The organism is Microbispora bryophytorum (assembly GCF_006874465.1).
In the GTDB taxonomy this organism is placed as follows: Bacteria; Actinomycetota; Actinomycetes; order Streptosporangiales; family Streptosporangiaceae; genus Microbispora; species Microbispora bryophytorum.
Genome location: NZ_VIRL01000012.1, coordinates 153859 through 173006, shown reverse-complemented (window position 1 = coordinate 173006; position 19148 = coordinate 153859). Strand labels below are relative to the sequence as shown.

The 19148-nt window shown below is 71.3% G+C and carries 12 protein-coding genes and 1 pseudogene; 8 read left to right on the top strand and 5 right to left on the bottom strand.

Features of this window, described 5'->3' with window-relative positions:
- Window positions 1–6 precede the first annotated feature (6 nt).
- Window positions 7–588 carry an XRE family transcriptional regulator gene (locus FLX07_RS21725; protein ID WP_142572770.1) on the bottom strand — a complete coding sequence of 194 codons (582 nt, stop codon included), beginning with the start codon at window positions 586–588 and terminating at the stop codon, window positions 7–9.
- Between the two features lie 63 nt (window positions 589–651).
- Between FLX07_RS21725 and FLX07_RS21720 the strand changes: the two genes are divergently transcribed.
- Complete coding sequence (locus FLX07_RS21720) at window positions 652–1875, top strand: benzoate/H(+) symporter BenE family transporter (RefSeq protein WP_142572768.1); 1224 nt, start codon at window positions 652–654, stop codon at window positions 1873–1875.
- Window positions 1876–2249: 374 nt separating this feature from the next.
- Here FLX07_RS21720 and FLX07_RS21715 read toward each other — a convergent pair whose 3' ends face one another.
- Entirely contained in the window at window positions 2250–5966 is a 3717-nt protein-coding gene (locus FLX07_RS21715) for a tetratricopeptide repeat protein (protein ID WP_142572766.1), read from the bottom strand.
- A gap of 325 nt (window positions 5967–6291) precedes the next feature.
- Here FLX07_RS21715 and FLX07_RS21710 point away from each other — a divergent pair.
- A pseudogene (locus FLX07_RS21710) lies at window positions 6292–7215 on the top strand (AraC-like ligand-binding domain-containing protein); the annotation flags it as partial.
- 72 nt (window positions 7216–7287) lie between these two features.
- Here FLX07_RS21710 and FLX07_RS37875 read toward each other — a convergent pair.
- The 3 genes from FLX07_RS37875 to FLX07_RS21695 all read right to left on the bottom strand — a co-directional run bounded on the left by FLX07_RS37875 (window position 7288) and on the right by FLX07_RS21695 (window position 11213).
- Window positions 7288–8451 carry an MFS transporter gene (locus tag FLX07_RS37875; RefSeq protein ID WP_244311164.1) on the bottom strand — a complete coding sequence of 388 codons (1164 nt, stop codon included), beginning with the start codon at window positions 8449–8451 and terminating at the stop codon, window positions 7288–7290.
- Between the two features lie 498 nt (window positions 8452–8949).
- On the bottom strand, window positions 8950–10185 hold the full coding sequence (locus FLX07_RS21700; RefSeq protein WP_142572760.1) for a DUF6716 putative glycosyltransferase: 1236 nt from the start codon (window positions 10183–10185) through the stop codon (window positions 8950–8952).
- The gene (locus FLX07_RS21695; protein WP_189105036.1) at window positions 10182–11213 is read right to left on the bottom strand and encodes a hypothetical protein; all 1032 of its coding nucleotides are present in this window, start codon (window positions 11211–11213) and stop codon (window positions 10182–10184) included. Before FLX07_RS21695 ends, FLX07_RS21700 begins: the two co-directional genes overlap by 4 nt.
- Window positions 11214–11426: 213 nt before the next feature.
- On the opposite strand from FLX07_RS21695, the gene FLX07_RS21690 reads away from it, so the two are divergent.
- The 6 genes from FLX07_RS21690 (at window position 11427) to FLX07_RS21665 (ending at window position 19055) form a co-directional block, all read left to right on the top strand.
- A complete protein-coding gene (locus FLX07_RS21690) occupies window positions 11427–12953 on the top strand; it encodes a sulfatase family protein (protein WP_142572758.1) in 1527 nt (508 codons plus the stop codon).
- 328 nt (window positions 12954–13281) lie between these two features.
- Complete coding sequence (locus tag FLX07_RS21685) at window positions 13282–14628, top strand: ABC transporter substrate-binding protein (protein WP_142572756.1); 1347 nt, start codon at window positions 13282–13284, stop codon at window positions 14626–14628.
- 84 nt (window positions 14629–14712) lie between these two features.
- Window positions 14713–15687 carry a carbohydrate ABC transporter permease gene (locus FLX07_RS21680; RefSeq protein ID WP_142572754.1) on the top strand — a complete coding sequence of 325 codons (975 nt, stop codon included), beginning with the start codon at window positions 14713–14715 and terminating at the stop codon, window positions 15685–15687.
- Window positions 15684–16574: a carbohydrate ABC transporter permease gene (locus tag FLX07_RS21675; RefSeq protein ID WP_142572752.1), complete on the top strand. Its 891-nt coding sequence runs from the start codon at window positions 15684–15686 to the stop codon at window positions 16572–16574. Before FLX07_RS21680 ends, FLX07_RS21675 begins: the two co-directional genes overlap by 4 nt.
- Before the next feature lie 41 nt (window positions 16575–16615).
- Entirely contained in the window at window positions 16616–18007 is a 1392-nt protein-coding gene (locus FLX07_RS21670; RefSeq protein ID WP_142572905.1) for a GH1 family beta-glucosidase, read from the top strand.
- Between the two features lie 28 nt (window positions 18008–18035).
- Window positions 18036–19055: a LacI family DNA-binding transcriptional regulator gene (locus tag FLX07_RS21665; RefSeq protein ID WP_142572750.1), complete on the top strand. Its 1020-nt coding sequence runs from the start codon at window positions 18036–18038 to the stop codon at window positions 19053–19055.
- Window positions 19056–19148 lie beyond the last annotated feature (93 nt).

Sequence of the window (19148 nt, the reverse complement as noted above, 5' to 3'; positions counted from 1 at the left end):
CGCTCCCTACTCGGCCGGCCCGCCGGCGGCCGGACGGTCACGGGGGGTGCGGATGAGGAGGATCGCGTGCGCCTCCTCGCCGCCGAGGGCCGCGTAGACATGGGGGACGTCCGCGGCCCACGAGAGGTGCTCCCCCGGGCCCGCGGTCAGCGGCGCGGCGGCGGGGCCCGTCCTGATCGTCCCCCCGACGACCGAGAGGTGCTCGGTGACCCCGGACGGATGCGCGGGCGAGGTCTGCTCGACCCCGGCGAGTATCCGCAGGCGGAACATCTCGTAGGTCGCGCCCGGCTCCCTGAACACCTCCAGCAGGGTGGACAGGACGGCCGTGCCCCGCACCGGCGAGGCGTCGCCGGCCGGGGCGCCGGGGTCCAGTGTCAGCGCGCTCATCGGGACCGACAACGCGGCCGCGATCGCGTACATCGTCTCCAGCGTGGGGTTGCGCGTTCCGTGCTCCAGTCCGGACACGGTGGCCTTGCCGACGCCGGCCCTGCGGGCGAGCTCCGACAGCGACAGCCCGCGTGCCTCCCGCAGCCCGCGCAGCCGCCGCCCGATAGCCGGGTCGAACCGGCTTGTCCCATCTGTACCCACCTGGCTATGGTGTCATCTGAAATCGTTCCGTAAACGGAACGGTCGTGTTCCCGGGGAGGGGCGATGCGGATCCTGCAGCCGGTGCTCACCGGTCTGGTCAGTGCGGTCGTCGGCTACGCCAGCGCGTTCGCGATCGTCCTCGCGGGCCTGCGGGCGGTCGGGGCCGACTCCCGGCAGGCGGCCTCCGGACTGCTCGCGCTGTGCGCCGGCATCGCGATCGCCGCCGCCGTCCTCTCCGTCCGATATCGGATGCCCATCGCGATCGCGTGGTCCACTCCGGGCGCCGCGCTGCTCGTCGCGACCGGCCACGTGGCCGGCGGCTACCCGGCGGCGGTCGGGGCCTTCGCCGTGTGCGGGGTCCTGACCGTGCTCGCCGGGATCGTCCCGTGGCTGGCCCGCGGCGTCGCCGCGATCCCCGGCCCCATCGCGGCGGCCATGCTCGCCGGCGTTCTGGTCCCGCTGTGCACCGCCCCGCTCCACGCGATGGCCGAGGTCCCGCTGCTGGCGGGGCCGGTCACGCTGACCTGGGCCGTGCTGATGCGGTACGCCCGGCGGTGGGCGATCGCCGGGGCGCTGGCCGCGGCCGTGGCCGGCCTCGCGATCAGCGGCACCGCGTTCCCGGCCGCGTCCCTGCGCCCCGACCCGGTGTTCACGATGCCCGCCGTGACCCTGCCGGCCCTCGTCGGCATCGCGCTGCCGCTGTTCCTGGTGACCATGGCGGGACAGAACGTGCCCGGGGCGGCCGTTCTGTCGACCTACGGCTACTCCGTGCCGCTGCGCGGCGCACTGGTGACGACGGGGCTCGTCAGCACGGCCGCCGCGCCGTTCGGCGGGCACGCCGTCAACCTCGCGGCCATCACCGCCGCCCTGACCGCCGGGCCCGACGCCCACCCCGACCCGGCCCGCCGCTGGATCGCCACCCTGGCCCTCGGCGCCGGGCAGCTCGCGCTGGGGCTGGGCGCCGCCTTCGCCACCGCGCTCGTCGTGGCCTCACCGCCGGTCCTGGTCACCGCCGTGTCCGGGCTCGCGCTCCTCCCGGCGCTCGCCTCCTCACTCGCCGGCGCCTTCACCGGGCCGGACCTGCGGGAGGCGGCAGCGGTCACCTTCGTCGTCACCGCCTCGGCGACGTCCATCGCGGGCATCGGATCGGCCTTCTGGGGTTTGATCGCCGGATCGCTCGCGCTCCTGCTCACCCGGCGCCGCGCGGCGTCGCGACCACCCGAGCCGCCGGTGCCGCCGGCCGAACCGGCCCCGCACGCACAAACCGTGCGGACACGCTCGGCATAGACGGCCGTCAAGGAGCGCTGTTCCCGTGGATCGACACCTCGACGCGGAGATCGGGCTTCTGCTGGAGTTCGATCGCGGCCGGGTGCGCGTCCTCAACCTGGCAGACGAGTTGGTCGTCACCGATGGTGCCCTGCCGGACGAGACCGGCTCAGTAGTCGCTGAGATAGGGATCTGTCTCCCTTCCGCCAGCGCCGTCGGCAGACCGGCGGCGCCCCTGATGCGATCGCCCGGTGACCGACCAGCTCGGCGTTCACCGCGAGGGCTGCGCGGGTGGCTGCGCCAGGCCGAGATCGACGAGGGGCAGCGGATCGCCGAGTTGGAGCGCGATGCAAAACGCCCGTCGGCAGGCTCGGGGCTCCCGCGGGCCTGCGGTGTCAGAGCTGGAAGATGCCGTCGGGGGCCGCGTCGCCGCTTCCGCCGATGAGCTCACGGAGGCGGCCGGCCTCGGGCGTGCCGATGTCGGTGAAGAGTGCGAGTGCCTTCCGCCAGTGGTGCTGGGCGCTCGCCGGTCCTTGCAACCGGTGCGACGCGGTCCCGAGAAGCATCAGGGCCCTGGCCTCACCCAGGCGGTGCCCGGTTTCCCGGTGCAGGTCGATCGCGTGCCGGGCCTGCTCGGCCGCCTCGGCGTGGTCACCTTCGCGCAGGTGCACCTCGGCGAGGGCGGTCAGCGCCTGGCCCTCCCGTACGCGGAAATCCGCCTGCCGGGCGATGGCCAGGGCGTCGTGGGCGAAGCCGCGCGCCTCGTCGTGGTTCCCGATGCGGGTGTTGACGAGGGCCAAGCCGGCAAGAGCCTCCGACTCGGAGTAACGGGTAGGCGCCTCCCGCGCCAGACGGAGACCACGCCTGTAGTGATCGATCGCCTCCGAGTGGCGGCCGAGATCGTGGTAGCACCCGGCGAGAGCGTTGTGGCCGGCGCAGTCCCTGTAGCGGTGCGTGAAATCGTCACTTAACCGGAGGGCGGCGCGGGCGCATTCCACCGCCTCGCTGAGCCGTCCCGCGTCCCGATGGATGCAGCTCAGGAAGACTAGGGAGTTGGCGTGGCTGGCGTCGTCTCCGATCAGACGGGCGACGCGCAGGGCTCGGTTCAGGTGCGCGGCGCCGACGGCGAGGTGACCGAGGTCGTAGTGAACCTGACCGATGGTTTCGAGCGTCGCCACCAGGCCCGCGCTCAAGCCGAGACGCCGCCATTCCTCCATGGCACGGTCGAGATGCCGGGTGGCGGCCCCGAGCCTTCCGCGCATCCGTTCCAGTTCCCCGAGGTTGTTATAGGTCATGGCGTCGCTGCCGTCGTGGCCGCCCTGCCGGCGCAGGTCGAGCGAACGGAGGAGGCTCGTCTTGGCCTCCTCCAGCCGGCCCAGATCCATCTGCACGGAGCCGATATTGGTGAGCGCTATGGCCTGACCCTCCCGCCAGCCCACCCGCCGGCTCAGATCGAGGGCACGGCCGAGGTGCGCGAGCGCCTGCTGCCGGCGGGCCGTGACATTGTAGGCGTGCGCCGTGCTGAGATGGAGAGCCGCCTGCGCCTGCAGGTCACCTTCCGCTCGCGCGGCCGACAGGCCCGCCTCGGCGACCGCGAACCAGTGAACGGAGTGCCGCCGGCGGGCGAAGTATCCCCGTAGGCCGTCGGCGAGTCGCCATGCCGCGGCGCGCTGCCCGTATTCCTCGGCATGGGTGACGGCTGCGACGAGGTTCAGGTGCTCGGCGTCCAGCCACGCCAGTGCGCCGCCGTGGCCGACGGGGACGCGGCCGGTCGGTGGCACCGTCGACGGCAGCCGGATCATGTTCGGGTAGAGCAGGCCCGCAGCCACGTTCGTGGCCTGCACGTAGTGGTCGTACAGCCGTTGGATGGCGCCGGCGCGCTCGTCCTCACCGTCCTCCTCCCAGTTCCGTTCGGCGGCGTACAGGCGCAGCAGGTCGTGGAAGGTGTACCGGCCGGGCATGTGCTCACTGATCAGGTGCGCGCGGGAGAGCTCCGCGAGCAGCGGACGTACGCGGTCCTCTGTCGCACCGGCCAGGCACACGGCGGCGTCGACGCCGATGTCCGGCCCGGCGTGGAGTGCCAGCAGCCGGAAGAGCCGCGCCGCCTCCGCGCTCAACGTGCGGTAGGACCACGAGAAGACGGTTCGCACCTGAGTGGCCGGATCACCACCGTGGAACGCGTCGAGGCCGCCCTGTACGGCACGCAGCTCCCCGGCGAGGGTGGCCAGTGAGAATTGGGGATTCATGACCGCGCGAGCGGTCACGACGGCGAGGGCCAGCGGAAGGCCGGCGCACTGGGCGACGATCTCATCGACCGCCCGGGGCTCGGCCCCGGTGAGCTCGGCTCCGAGGCGGCGGACCACCAGCTCGCGGCCCTCCGATGCGGAGAGCAGGCCGAGGGTCAGCGGACAACCGCCCTCGATGGCGACGAGCCCGGACATCTGGTCGCGGCTGGTCACCACCACGAGACAGCTCGGCGAGCCGGGCAGCAGCGGGCGAACCTGCTCGACGTCTCTGGCGTTGTCCAGCACCACCAGGACCCGGCGGTTGGCCAGCAGGCTCCGGTACAGACCCGCCTGGGCCTCGAAGCCCGGCGGAATGCGCTGGGGAGGCACCCCGAGCGCGTCGAGGAAGCTCCGGATCGCCTCCGCCGGCTCTATGGCCGCGGCCGTGGGATCGAACCCGCGAAGGTTGAGGTAGAGCTGCCCGTCGGGAAACCGGTCCCGCACCCTGTGTGCCCAGTGCAACGCCAAAGTGGTCTTACCGACGCCGGCGGTTCCCGACACCGCCAGGATCGTCAACGCGGTGGGCGAGTGGCCCGCGGCGGCCAGGTGGGCGTCGAGCCGGGCCAGCTCGGCCGTGCGGCCGGCGAAGCCGCGGGCGTCCAGCGGGAGTTGCGCCGGAACGGCTTCCGCCCGCGTCCCCGAGGGCGCGGCCGGTGCCGGTGCCGGGTGGCCGGTGTTCCCGAGCGGTGCCGCCCCGCGCTCCTGTTCCGCCCCCTGTTCCGCCCCCGCACCGGCGTCCGGGTCGCGGGGCGTCTCCGGGAGGGCCACGCCGCCGGGGACGGCCGGGGGGACGCCGCGGTCCGCCGCTTGGGGGGGCGGCAGCTCCTGGCGCAGGACTCGCAGATGCGCCGTCCTGAGCTCGCGTCCGGGCTCGACGCCCAGCTCTTCCGCTAGCCTGCGGCGGAGATCGGCGAACAGGCGCAGAGCGCCCGCCTGATCTCCCCCGCCGGCCACCGCCAGGATGAGGCGGGCGTGCAGCCCTTCGTGCAGCGGCTCGTCCGCGGCCAGCCTGAGCAGGTGATCGGCCGCGCTGGAGATGCTCCCGTTCTCGAGCGCGCTGTCGGCGAACGCCAGCGCGACAGCAATGTGGCGCTGGTTGAGCGCCGCCGCGAGCGGGTGGTGCCGCAACCGGGATCCGGTGTCGGCGAGCACGGGGCCTCGCCACAGGCGCAGAGCCCGGTCCCACAGCTCCAGGGCCGCCCGCGGATCCGCCGAGGCCCGCGCCTCCCCAGCCCTCCGGGCGAGGTCGTCGAACTCCGCGAGGTCGAGCCGTCCCGGCACCACCTCCAGCGTGTATCCGCCGCGATCCAGAGTGATGATCGAGGCGGACGGGCGGCGCCGCGGCTCCGGCTGGAGCAGCCCGCGAAGAGCGGCGACGTGCCCCTGCACCAGGGCCTGACATGTCCTGGGCGGCCGATCTCCCCACAGGACGTCGACGATCTCCTCGCGGGACACCCGCTGCCCCGGCTGCAGCGCGAGCAGGCCGAGCAGCTCACGCCGCATCGCCGACCGAATCTCGACGGGCCTGTCACCGTTCCGGATCACGGGCGGTCCCAGCACCCCGATATGGAGCGGCTCCACATCCGCCGGCCTGGCGGCCGGCTGTACGGTCTCCAACAGCGTACGCAGGTCGTCGCCGGTGAACCCGAGTGCCGACGCCAGCCGCCGCAGCGAGGACGCCCGCGGGCGGGCGACGCGGCCCGCCTCTATGTCACGCAGCGACCGGGCGCTGACACCCGCTCGATCCGCCAGCTCTCCCTGACCGAGACCCACGCTCAGGCGGCGGTGACGGATCAGACTTCCCAGCGAATACCGTGCCGGTTGCATGCGGACCAGTCCTCATGAGGTCACTTTTCAGGATTTAGCTACCTGCCGGTTGATTCTGCCGGTTCCTGCCGATTTTCGCTGTCGCCGCGGCGCCCATGGCGCATCGGCCGCGTTCGGCCAGGTCAAAGAGGAACCCGCCCGGCGTCAGACGGGCATGCTTCGCCGGACTCGAACCAGGCCGCGGCCCTGTCGCCTCCATGGCGCCTCCACGGTTCCCTCCTCGTAACGTCTCGGCCGGACGGATCAGGTTCGCCGCGTCGCGGGTGACGCCGGCGCCCTGCGAGGTGCGTGGATCTTCGAGGGGGCTACTCCGGTGGACGTGGTGATGAGCACCGACGATCTGCCCCCGGACGAGCGGTTCCGCGGCTGGCTCGACCACATATCGCGGATGGTGGCGCCGGTGAGGGCCGCCTGCGACGACCCCGTGCGGTTCACCGGCAGCATCGCGGCGACGGACCTGGGCGCGATCCAGGTCTCCTCGCATATGGTCTCCGGCTGCGAGGGGTTCCGCACCCCGCGGATGATCCGCCGGTCCGACCCGGAACTGTTCCAACTCATGCTCGGCCTCAGCGGGCGGACCATCGTGGCGCAGGACCAGAGGGTTGCGGAGCTGCGGCCGTCCGAGCTGGTGCTGTGTCACACCTCCCGGCCCTGCCGATGGGTGACGGGCGAGCGTGAGCCCGCGCGTGGGCTCCTGATGGTCTTCCCCGGCACCTTGCTCCCGTTCCCGCGGCATCAGGCCGAACGGCTCACGGCCACGTCCTTGTCCGCGCGCGGGCACTTCGGCGGGTTGCTGGGGAGCCTCCTCACCACCCTGGCCACCGACGCGGCGTCGTACGCGACGGCCGACGCCGTCCGGCTCGGCGCCGTGCTCATGGACCTGGTCACCGCGCTGCTCGCCCACCGCATCCAGGCGGGAGCGGCCGTGCCTCCCGAAGCGCGCGGCCGGACCCTGCTGCTGTCCGTCCAAGAGCACATCCAGCGGCACCTCGCCGATCCACGGCTCTCTCCTGCGACGATCGCCGCCGCCCACAACATCTCCCTGCGTACGTTGCACCGGTTGTTCGAGTCTCAGGAGACGACCGTCGCCGCGTCGATCCGCGCCCAGCGGCTGGAGCGCTGCCGCCGCGACCTGTCCGATCCATCGCTCGCCGGGCGGCCCATCCACGCCACGGCGTCCCGCTGGGGTTTCTCCGACACCGCCACGTTCGTCCGCGCCTTCCGCGCCGCCTACGGTCAGAGCCCGCTTGACTATCGGCTGCGGTACGCCGCCGCCGGCGAAGGGGAGGCGGCCGGGCTCCGGGCGACCCGGCGTCTCCCGTCATCCCCCCGGCGCGTACATCTCACCCAGGAGCTCCTGCCGGGCACGGCGCCAGCCCAGGGCCGGGGGGATCCCCGCGAGGCAGCCCGCCACCCCGGCGATCGCGAGGGTGGACGAGACCCCCACACCGTCGGCGAGCAGGCCGCCGAGGAGCATTCCCGCCCCCTGACCCGCCACCAGCAGTGACGACGCCATACCCAGCGCCTCACCACGCCGCTCCCGCGGCGCGATCCTGGTGAACTCGGTGTTGGCGGTCACCTGATAGGCGCTCAGGAGGCCCACGAGACCCCACAGCAGCAGCGAGGGGACGAAGCCGGGGAGCATCGCGGAGAAGACCAGAGGAAGCGCGGAGACGACGGCGAGCGGCCCCAGCCAGCGCAGTCGCACGCCGGCCGGGACGAACCGGGTCAGCAGGAAGACTCCCACCACGTTGCCCACCGGCATGGCGGCCATGAGCAACCCCACCGCCGTCGTGCCCCGCCCCAGCTCGGCGGCGTACGGCGCCGCCAGCACCTCGGGGATCACGTAGAAGCCGGCGAGCAGCGCGAGCGCCAGCAGGCTGCGCAGCGGAGGGCTGCCCAGAATGAGCCGACCTCCCCCCCGACGGCCGGGTGACCCCGTCTCGCCGGGACCGGAGGGGCTGGTCGCCGGCCGATGACGGAGGCCGAACCTCGTGACCGGCGCCATCGCCGCGAAGGCGGCGGCGGTGAGCATCAGGGTGCAGTTCGGCCCGAGCAGCCCCACCAGCACTCCCCCGAGAGGGAACGCGACAAGGGTGACGATCTGCGTTGTCAGGGTGACCGCCGCCACGCCCAGTGAGTAGGTCTCGCCCGTGAGGATCTCGGGGAGCAGGGCCATCTGCGCCGCCTTGGCGGGAGATTCGATCACCTGGACGACGAAGACCAGGCCGCAGAGCACGGGCAGCGGGATCCCGGGTACGGCGATCAGCGCGACCAGGCCGGCCCGCGACCATGCGCACACGACCAGGAGGTCGCGGTGCGGAAAGCGGTCGGCGAGCCTACCCAGGAGCGACCCCCCGACGATCGCCGGAAGCAGGGTCAGCGCGTAGACCAGCGCGGTGACGGCCGGCGACCCGGTGCGCTGGAAGGCGAGCACGGCCAGGGCCACCCGCGCCAGCTGGCTGCCGCCGCGCGACAGCGCCACCGTGCACCACAACGCCGTGAACTCCCCGGTTCCGAAGACATCCCCGTGCGAAGCCCGACGAGCACCGACGGCCATTCCACTCCTCTCGGAAAGCACAGTGGATCGGCGGCCGCAGCTGCCTCCGCCGATCCACTGAGGGCCCTGATTCAGGCCGGGTTCATCGACGCCCCTTCAAGGGCGGCCGTGCCGACGCCTGGCCAACCGTGACACGTCACCGAGCCCGTGCCGGGGACAGTCCGGCGGTTCCACGCGTCCGCCGTAGCGGTCAGGCCCAGTCGATGATTCGACGGATACGCATCAGACACCCCCTCCCCGAAATGGTGAGTCGCGGTGCGACGATCGCATTGCGGCGGTGGGATGTCGTGATGCCTGAGTGCCAATATGTTGACGACGCGTGCCACTTTCGGCGGCGTCGGCCAGGGTGGTGCGCCAGAAGGGCGCCGAACGACCGGCGGTTGCAGGTCAGGCGGAGCGCCGCCGGCGTCGTCTAGAACGCCTTTAGAACGCCTTGAGATAGCGGCGCATCCGGCGCTTGGCACGGTAGCCGTACCGCAGGACCTTGGGCGGCACCTCCAGGCGCAGCCGGGCGCGGCGCCGGGCGGCCGCGTGCTCGGGACCGTCGAGGAGCGAGCGGGCCGGCTCCAGCGTCCCCGCGCGAGCCGCGGCGACCAGCGCGGCGACGCGGCCGGTCCAGTCGCTGGCCGAGGAGTCGTGGAAGTAGTTGGCCCGGCACCACTCCTCGGCGGGGACCTGGAAGTCCGCCTTGGCCAGGTCGTCGAGCGTGCCCAGGCAGCCGCTGCCCTCGAACACCAGGTTGATCATCTCCGCGCTGACCCCGAAGTCGGACAGCACGAGTAGCGGCACGTTCCCGGCGATCGCCTCGAGCGCGGCCGTCGAACTGACCGTGACGAAACCGGCGGCGCGACTCAGATGTTCGTGCATCGGCCCGGCGGCGAAGCGCACGGCGCCCGCGGGCACCCGGCCCTCGGCCTCCATCGCGGTCCACAGCCGTTCGTAGTGGTGACGTTCGTTGTGCGTCTGCCGCTCGTCGTCGCGGGCCCGCAGCTTGACCACCACGTCGAGGTCGGGCCGGGCCCGCCCGAGGTCGGCCAGCGCGAGCAGGATCCGCTCCCGCTCCTCGCGCCGCCTGGGCACCTTGGCCTGGGTGGCGAACACGACGCGGTCGCGTACGCCCCCCGCGCCCCCCGCGCCGTGCGCGGCCGGTTCGCGGGCCAGCAGGTCGAGGTAGGGCAGGCGGGCCAGCGCCACCGCCCCTCCCCCGCCGAGCCTCGCGCCGATCTCGGAGAACTCGGCGACCTCCCGGCCGCTGTGCACGACGAACAGGTCGCAGCCGCTGCGGAACAGCCAGGCCTTCTCCGTCGCGGGCACCGAGATGCCGGGCAGCCCCGACATCAGCACCGGCCGGGGCCGCAGCCCGGCCAGCGTCTCCGCCGCCAGCGCGTCCACCACCGGCCCGGTGCAGGCCAGCAGCACGGCGTCGGGCCGGAACCGTTCGGCGGCCCGGCGCAGCTGCCGCGCCGCCAGCACCGGGGGAAGCCCCTCGCCCTGCGCGCGGGTGCCGCTCACCGCCGCGGCGATCTGCGCCGCGGACGGGGTGATGGGAGTGCGGACGACGGCCAGGTCCGTGACCCAGTCCTCCGGAGTCGCGTCGAGCAGGCCCGCGGCCCACTTGAGATAAGAGTCGGAGTCGGCCACGGCGAGCAGACGGGTCAAGGAGCGACCTTTCCGGGATCGTGCGTGTGGGGCTGATGCGGTTCGTGCGCGAAGAGCTGGAGGTGGGAGCGCAGCGACGGGACGGCCGAAGCCGTCCACCAGTCCTCCGGCACGTCCACGGCCTCCACCCGTACGCCCCGGGCCGACAGCAGGACGCGCAGCGAGGTCACCGCGGTGGACGGCAGGCTCAGCACCCGCTGGTCCGGCCGCAGGTCGCGCAGCGTCATCTCGGCGGGCGCCCCGGCGTCGTACACGGTCAGCCCGGCGATCCGGCGCACCCGGTCGAGGTCTTCGGGGTCCTCCCGCCGGTGGGGGAAGTACGCGACGGGCTCGTCGATCCGCTCCAGCCAGCGCAGGTAGCGGTCGCGGTGGATGAGCCCGTTGCGTACGAGCGAGGTGCCGAGCACGACGGTGCGCTCCTGCGGCGGCCGGACGGCGGGCTGGGCGCGCAGCCAGGCGAAGTCGTGCCGGACGAGCCGCGCGCCCGTGCCCTCCACCGCCTCGGCGAGGCCGGCGGGCACCGGGAGCGCGGTGAACACGGTGGGCCTGCGGGTGCGCAGGCGGAAACCGGCGGCCGCGGCGAGCACCTTGCGGACGACGCCCGGGGCCCCGCGGGCGCGCAGCAGCGGACGCCGTGCGACCAGCAGCTCAAGCAGGCGGATCGTGGCCAGCCCGTCGTCCACCAGCACCGTGCGGCCGGAAAGGGCCGTGACGAGGGCGAGCTGGACGCGCCCGGAGAAGGCGTCGCCCACCGCCCACGTCCGGCCCGGCCGGGGCACCCGCTCGGCCGGCTCGGCGAACTCCAGCCCCTCGGGCAGGCCGAGCCGCTCGAGCTCGCGGCGGGTCAGCCGCAGGGCCGGCAGCCCGGCGCGCGGCACCACCGTGGTGACGGGTCCGAGGAGCCCCGCGTGGTGCGCCTCGACGACGCACAGCAGCTGCAGGGGGGACTCCACCCATGCGACGGCCTGCCCCTGCTCGGCGGCGTGGCGCCGTCCCTCGTTCTCCACGCCCCGTAAAGAAACGTTCACGACGCGCTCACGCTAGCCACCGGACACGACAGCGGCGGGAACACCCGGTGAACAGCCCTCGAAGAGACCTTTTCCGGACGTCACGCCGGTATGGGAGGTATGACGGCCGAGGTGACCGGCTACGGCAGAGGATTCACCAGAGTCGTCCATGTGATGGACACGGTGCGGTCACGCGATCACAGGGCGTACGTTTCCCCAGGCGAGCGTGTGGCAATGATTGCTGCCGTGCCCCAACCACGACGACCGAGAAAGCTGTGGGCCGGGCTCGCCGCAGCGCTCCTGCTCTGCCTCGGGCTCACCGGCGCCTCCCATGCCGAGCCCGCCCCCGGACTCGCGGCTCATCGGCCCAATATCGTACTGATCCTCACCGACGACCTGGACGCGTCGGATCTGAGCCGGTTCCCCAACATCACCAATCTCCTGGTGCGCCAGGGCACCACGCTGTCCCGGTTCTTCGTCACCAATCCCTGGTGCTGCCCCTCCCGCTCGTCCATCCTGCGCTCGCAGTACATGCACAGCCATCAGGTGAAGAGCAACCGGTCGCCGACCGGCGGGTTCCCGAAGTTCCGGCCGCTGGAGGCCTCCACCCTCGGGACGTGGATGCACGACGCGGGCTACCGCACCGCGCTCATGGGCAAGTATCTCAACAACTACCCGGAGGGCGCGCCGCGCACCTACGTGCCGCCCGGCTGGGACGAGTGGCACGTCCCGGTCACCCGCCTCTACCAGGAGTACGGCTACACGCTCAACGAGAACGGCGCGATACGGCGGTACGGCGACGCCCCCGAGGACTACCTGGAAGACGTGCTGAGCGCCAAGGCCGCGGCGTTCGCGACGGGTTCCGCGGCCGGGCAGTCTCCGTTCTTCCTCTATCTCGCCCCGGTCGCGCCGCACCTGCCCGCGCATCACGCGCCGCGTCACGCCGCCGCCTTCGCCGGCGAGCAGGCGCCGCGGACCGCGTCGTTCGACCAGGCCGACCTGTCCGCCGAGCCCCGCTGGCTCAGGGAGCGCACGCCGCTGTCGGCCGCCGACACGCGCCGGATCGACCGCGTCCACCGCGACCGGCTGCGGGCCATGCTCGGCGTCGACGACATGGTGGGCGCCCTGGTCGAGGCGCTGACCCGGGCGGGCCGCCTGAACGACACCTACATCTTCTTCACCTCCGACAACGGCTTCCACCTCGGCCAGCACCGGTTGCGGCCGGGCAAGACGACGCCCTTCGAGGAGGACATCCGGGTGCCGATGGTGGTGCGCGGGCCGGGGGTCCCCGCCGGGGGCGTGGTCGACGCGCTCACCTCGACGGTCGACCTCGCGCCCACGTTCGCCGAGCTGGGCGGGGCCACGGTGCCGCCCACGGCCGAGGGCCGCTCGCTCGTCCCGCTCCTGCACGGACACGACGTCCCCTGGCGTGACGCCGTGCTCGCAGAGTTCTACCATCCCTCCTACTCGCCGCACTCGCCGCCCACGTACGCGATGGTGCGGACCGGGCGGTACGCGTACGTGGAGTACGAGACCGGGGAGCGGCAACTCTACGACCTACGAGACGATCCGGCGGAGCTGCACAACATCGCGGCGACGGCCGGGCCGGGCCTGACGGCCACCCTCGCGGCCCGGCTCGCGCTGCTACGGTCCTGCTCCGGACCGGTGTGCCGGCTGATGGACGTCTCGGGCCCGGGGATCTTTCTGGGCGGCGGCCTGTCCCTGGGGGCGGACGCGGCGGCCCACCACCGGGTGAGGTGACGAAGCGGAAAAGGGCGGGTGCCCCGGCAGGTTCGGGGCACCCCCTATTCATTTCTGCCCATATGGTGATGGGAGCGCTCCCAAGCGTGGTATGTCCTAGTATGTCCCCTTGACCAGGTCTAACCACCCAGGGAGTAACAGTTAGGTTTCGGCATATTGACGCCCCGGTTGCTCATAGAGGACCCTTCGTGGGAGCGCTCCCAACAGCTCTTGACACACCATGCGGGAGCACCGAGCAGAACCTTCGATCGCGGGCCGTGAGATCGGGGACCGGCCTGGGATGTACCTCCCACGAACGATTCGGGATACCACCTGAGAGGGGTCCGGAATGATTGCAAACTCGCGCCGCGGCAGGCTGCTCGCGGTCGCCGCGGTGGCGGCGCTGACTCTTGGCGCCACCGCCTGCCAGTCCGACGACAAGCCCGACACGGCGGCGGGCGGCGGGTCCTCGGCGGCAGCCGGCCCCGTCACCGTCACGCTCCAGACGTTCGGCGGCGGCAAGAACTTCGGCTACAAGGAGGCCGTCGACAAGTGGAACGCCGAGCACAAGGACATCCAGATCAAGTATGACAACCTGACCGATCAGTTCGAGCAGGTCTACTGGCCCCAGATGATCCAGTGGCTGCAGTCCGGCGCGGGCGCCGGCGACGTCGTCGGCATCGACGAGGGCGGCATGGGTCTGGCCAAGGCGCACCCCGAGTGGTGGGCCGACCTTGGCGAGTTCGGCCTGCAGAACCGCAAGGCCGACTTCGCCGCCTGGAAGTGGGAGAACGGCGTCACCGCCGACGGCAAGCTGTTCGGCCTCGGCACCGACGTCGGCGGCATGAGCCTGTGCTACCGCCGTGACCTGTTCGAGAAGGCCGGCCTGCCCGCCGACCGCGACGAGGTCAGCAAGCTCTGGCCGACCTGGGACGACTTCGTCCAGGTCGCCCACAAGTTCCAGGACAAGATCAAGAACACGAAGTTCGTCGACGGCACCAACACGCTCTACAACGTGGTCCTGGTGCAGGAGGGCGCCAAGAACGGCAACGTCACGTACTTCGACAAGGACAACAACCTGATCGTCGACAAGAACCCGGCGGTCAAGACGGCCTACGACTTCGCCCAGAAGATCAGCCAGGAGGGCCTCACGGCCAAGCTGCGCAACTTCACGCCGGAGTGGAACACCGGCATGAAGAAGTCGCAGTTCGCCACCCTCGGCTGCCCGTCGTGGATGCTCGGCGCCGTGAGCGGCGACGGCGGCGCCGGACCGGACTTCAAGGGCAAGTGGGACGTCGCGGCGGTGCCCGGCGGCGGCGGCAACTGGGGTGGCTCCTGGCTCGCCGTGCCCAAGCAGTCGAAGCACCCCAAGGAGGCCGCGCAGGTCCTCGACTACCTGACCGGTAAGGACGCCGAGGTCAGCGTCTTCAACTACGCCGGCAACATGCCGAGCAACGTCCAGGCGCAGCAGGACCCGGCGGTTCAGGGCGCGAAGAACGAGTACTTCAACGACGCCCCCGTCGGTGACATCTTCGCCAAGTCGGCCGCCTCGCTCCAGCCGATCTTCCTCGGCGTCAAGCACGCCCAGGTCAAGAACGCCATCGAGTCGGTCGTTTCCGCCATCGACGACGGCTCGGTGCCGTACGCGAACGGCTGGAAGAAGCTCGTCGACGACGCCGTGAAGGCCGCGGGCTGATCCTGCCCGCCAGGTGAGCACCGGCCCGCCGCAGCGGCACCCCGCCGGCGGGCCGGTCGCCTGCTTTCACCCGAAAGGTAACTTATGAGCCTGCACGTCGACGCCGGGCAACCCACCCGGGCACCGATGCCGCCCAGCCGGAGACACGTCCGGCAGAGACCGGGCCGGTCCTTCATGACCTGGCTGGACCTCAAGGCCGCACCGTACCTCCTGGTCTCTCCCTACTACCTGCTCTTCCTGATCTTCGGGCTCTTCCCGCTCGGCTTCACCCTCTACTTCTCGTTCTTCGACTACGACCTCACGGGCACGGTCGAATGGACGGGCCTCGGCAACTACACCGCCATGCTCGGCGACGCCGCCTTCTGGAAGGCGGTCGTCAACACCCTCGCGATGTTCCTCATCGCGACGATCCCGCAGATTCTGCTGGCCCTGATGCTGGCCAACGCGCTGAACAAGCGGTTCAAGTTCCAGCTGGGCGTCCGGCTGGGCGTCCTGCTCCCCCTCGTCACCTCGGTCGTCGCGGTGGCGGTCGTCTTCACCCAGCTGTACGGGCGCGACTGGGGCGTGGTGAACTGGGTTCTCGGCTGGTTCGGGGCCGACCCCATCGACTGGAAGGCCGAGCGCCTCCCCTCCTGGATCGCCATCGCGACCATGATCGACTGGCGCTGGACCGGCTACAACGCGATCATCTTCCTGGCCGGCATGCAGACGATCCCCAAGGACCTGTACGAGGCGGCCTCGATCGACGGCGCGTCCCGGCGGCGCCAGTTCTGGCAGATCACGATCCCGATGCTCCGGCCCACGATGATCTTCGTGGTGCTGAACTCCACCATCGGCGGCCTCACGCTGTTCTCCGAGCCGACGACGTTCTACAACGGCAACGTCCACGGCGGCACCAACAGCCAGTTCCAGACCGTCTCGATGTTCATCTTCGAGCAGGGCTTCCGCGAGTTCGACTACGGCTACGCCTCCGCGGCCGCCTGGCTGCTGTTCCTGCTCATCCTCATCGGATCGGGCATCAACTTCCTGCTCATCCGCCGGATCGGGGGCAACAAGTGACCACGCTCTCCGCGCCCGCCACCACGCGGCGGCGCCGCAAGGCGCCGGGAGGTGCCGGCAGCCTCTGGACCGCAACGCCGATGACGAGGCTCATCCTCGCGGTCACGATCATCATCTCGGCGTTCCCGCTGTACTACATGATCGTCATCGCCTCTCGCACCAACACCGAGGCGACGGACATGCCGCCGCCGTTCCTGCCGGGCGGCAAGCTCGGGGAGAACATCCAGCGCGTGCTGACCAACCCCGACGCGCACTACCTGACCGGTCTCACCAACTCCCTGATCATCGCCTGCACGGTGACGCTCTCGGTGGTGGTGATCTCGACGTTCGCCGGTTTCGCGTTCGCCCGGCTGAAGTTCAAGGGCGGCAAGATCCTGCTGCTGCTGGTGCTGCTGACCATGATGGTCCCGCTGCAGCAGATGGGCATCGTCCCCCTCTACCGGCTCATGGTCAGCCTCGAATGGGTCGGCTCGATCAAGGCCGTGATCCTGCCCTTCCTGCTCAACGGCTTCGGCGTCTTCCTCATGACGCAGTACACCGAGCAGGCCGTGCCCAACGAGCTGATCGAGGCCGCCCGCGTCGACGGCGCCTCCACCCTGCGGATCTGGTGGAACGTCGTCCTGCCGGCCGTCCGGCCGGGCATGGCGGTGCTGGGCATCAACACGTTCATGCTGATCTGGAACGACTTCATGTGGCCGCTGATCGTGCTGACGCCGGACAACCCCACGGTCCAGGTCGCCATCAACTCGCTCAACGCGAAGTACGGCACGGACTACGTGCTCATCTTCAGCGGCACACTCATGTCGATTCTCCCGCTCATCGTCGTGTTCATCGCGTTCGGCCGACAGATCATCGGCGGACTCATGGAAGGTGCGGTCAAGGCGTGACAACGCAAGGCACACGACCCGAAGCGGAGACGGCCGGCCTGATGTTCCCCACCAGGTTCGTCTGGGGCGCCGCCACCTCCGCCTACCAGATCGAGGGCGCGATCACCGCGGACGGGCGGGGCCGCTCCATCTGGGACACCTTCTGCAGCCAGGACGGGCGCATCGTGGGCGGAGACACCGCCGAGACCGCGATCGACCACTACAACCGGTACCGCGAGGACGTCAAGCTCATGGCGGACCTCGGCCTCACCGCCTACCGGTTCTCCGTCTCCTGGCCGCGGATCCAGCCCGACGGCTCCGGCGCGTACAACGCCAAGGGCCTCGACTTCTACAAGAGGCTCGTCGACGAGCTGCTCAGCTACGGCATCGACCCGTGGCTGACGCTCTACCACTGGGATCTCCCGCAGGCCCTGGAAGACGCGGGCGGGTGGCCCGCACGGGACACGTCGAAGCGCTTCGCCGACTTCGCCGCGGCCGTGCACGCCGAGCTAGGCGACCGGGTCAGGAACTGGAGCACGGTCAACGAGCCCTGGTGCTCGGCGTTCCTGGGGTACGCCTCGGGCGAGCACGCGCCGGGCAGGCGCGAGCCGGCCGCCGCGCTGCGCGCCGCGCACCACCTCAACCTCGCGCACGGCCTGGCCGTCCAGGCGATGCGGGCGCAGAACGCCGACTCTCAGATCGGCGGGTGCGTGAACCTCTATCCGGTCACGCCGGCCACGGGCAGCGAAGCCGACCAGGACGCCGCCCGCCGCATCGACGGGCTGCAGAACCGCTTCTTCCTGGACGCGCTGCTCAAGGGCTCCTACCCCGAGGACGTGCTGGCCGATCTGAGCCACCTGTCCGACATGGAGTTCATCCAGGACGGCGACCTGGCCACGATCGCCGCGCCGCTCGACATGCTGCTGATCAACTACTACAGCCGCTTCACCGTTTCCGGCGCGCCCGGCGGCGCAGCGTCCGCGGCCGCGGCGCCCACCGACTCCGGGTCGCCGTGGATCGGCAGCGAGCACGTAGGCTTCGTCAACGGCGGCCGCCCGGTCACCTCGATGGGCTGGGAGATCGACGACAGCGGCCTGCAGGAGATGCTGCGCCGGATCGCCGAGGAGTACCCGCGGATCCCGCTCTACATCTCGGAGAACGGCGCGGCCTACGACGACGCGATCGGCGAGGACGGCGCGGTGCACGACCCCGATCGGGTGGCCTACATCGACGCCCACCTGCGGACCTGCCACACGGCCATCGAGTCGGGCATCCCGCTGCAGGGCTACTTCGCCTGGTCGCTGATGGACAACTTCGAATGGGCCTGGGGATACGGCAAGCGCTTCGGCCTTGTCTACGTCGACTACGAGACCCAGGCGAGGACCATGAAATCAAGCGCTCTGTGGTATGCCGACACCATCAGGCACGGCGGCCTGCTGGGTCGGGCACAATAAGCGCAGACACGATAAGGGGGCAGTATAGATGAACGGGGACCGCCGTTCCGGAGGCCGGCCGACTCTGGAAGCGGTCGCCGCACGCGCCGGGGTCGGCCGCGGCACCGTCTCGCGGGTCATCAACGGCTCGCCCAAGGTGAGCGACCGGGCCCGCGACGCGGTGTTACTGGCGATCCAGGAGCTCGGCTACGTACCCAACCGGGCGGCGCGCACCCTCGTGACGAATCGGACCGACACCATCGCGCTGGTGGTGTCGGAGTCGGAGCAGCGCGTCTTCGACGAGCCGTACTTCGCCGGGCTGATCCGCGGCATCGGCTCCGCACTGGCGGAGACCGGCCTCCAGCTCATCCTCACGATGGCGCAGAACCGTGCCGAGCACGACCGGCTGGAGCACTACCTGACCGGGCAGCACGTCGACGGTGTGCTGCTCACCTCGGTGCACGGCGCCGACCCGCTGCCGGGCCGGCTGGAGGAGCTGGGCGTGCCGACCGTGCTCGGCGGCCGCCCGGTGGGGCTCAACCCGTACAGCTTCGTCGACATGGACAACCGGGCCGGCGCCCGGCAGGCGGTCAAGTACCTGCTCTCCAAGGGCCGTACCAAGATCGCCACCCTCGCCGGTCCGCAGGACATGGGCGTGGGTGTCGACCGTCTCGCCGGATACCGTGACGCGCTGCTGGCCACCGGTATGACCGAGCGCGTCGCGTACGGCGACTTCTCCGAGGAGAGCGGGGAGGCGGGCATGCGCGACCTGCTCGCCCGCCACCCCGATTTGGACGCCGTGTTCACGGCCTCCGACCCGATGGCGGTCGGCGCCCTGCGGGTGCTGAAGGAGCAGGGCCTGGTCGTGCCCGACGACGTCGCGCTCATCGGCTTCGAGGACTCCAAGGTGGCGCTGCACACCGACCCTCAGCTGACGAGCGTGCACCAGCCGACGGAGGCGATGGGCCGGCAGATGGTCCAGCTTCTGATCGCCAGGATCAACGGCGAGCCGCTGGAGCAGCCGGTCGTCATCCTCGACACCCACCTGGTGATCCGCACCTCCGCCTGACGCGGCCTCGGCGACCACGGCCGAACACGAGGCCACAACGACGAGACCGCCGCGCACCCTCGGGTGCGCGGCGGTCTCGCGTTGCGGCGGCCC

Bases quoted from the DNA above. Each gene is read 5' to 3' on its own strand.
- FLX07_RS21680 (WP_142572754.1), top strand. From the start codon at position 14,713: ATGAGCCTGCACGTCGACGCCGGGCAACCCACCCGGGCACCGATGCCG.
- FLX07_RS21670 (WP_142572905.1), top strand. From the start codon at position 16,616: ATGTTCCCCACCAGGTTCGTCTGGGGCGCCGCCACCTCCGCCTACCAG.
- FLX07_RS21715 (WP_142572766.1), bottom strand. From the start codon at position 5,966: ATGCAACCGGCACGGTATTCGCTGGGAAGTCTGATCCGTCACCGCCGC.
- FLX07_RS21720 (WP_142572768.1), top strand. From the start codon at position 652: ATGCGGATCCTGCAGCCGGTGCTCACCGGTCTGGTCAGTGCGGTCGTC.
- FLX07_RS21665 (WP_142572750.1), top strand. From the start codon at position 18,036: ATGAACGGGGACCGCCGTTCCGGAGGCCGGCCGACTCTGGAAGCGGTC.
- FLX07_RS21685 (WP_142572756.1), top strand. From the start codon at position 13,282: ATGATTGCAAACTCGCGCCGCGGCAGGCTGCTCGCGGTCGCCGCGGTG.
- FLX07_RS21690 (WP_142572758.1), top strand. From the start codon at position 11,427: ATGATTGCTGCCGTGCCCCAACCACGACGACCGAGAAAGCTGTGGGCC.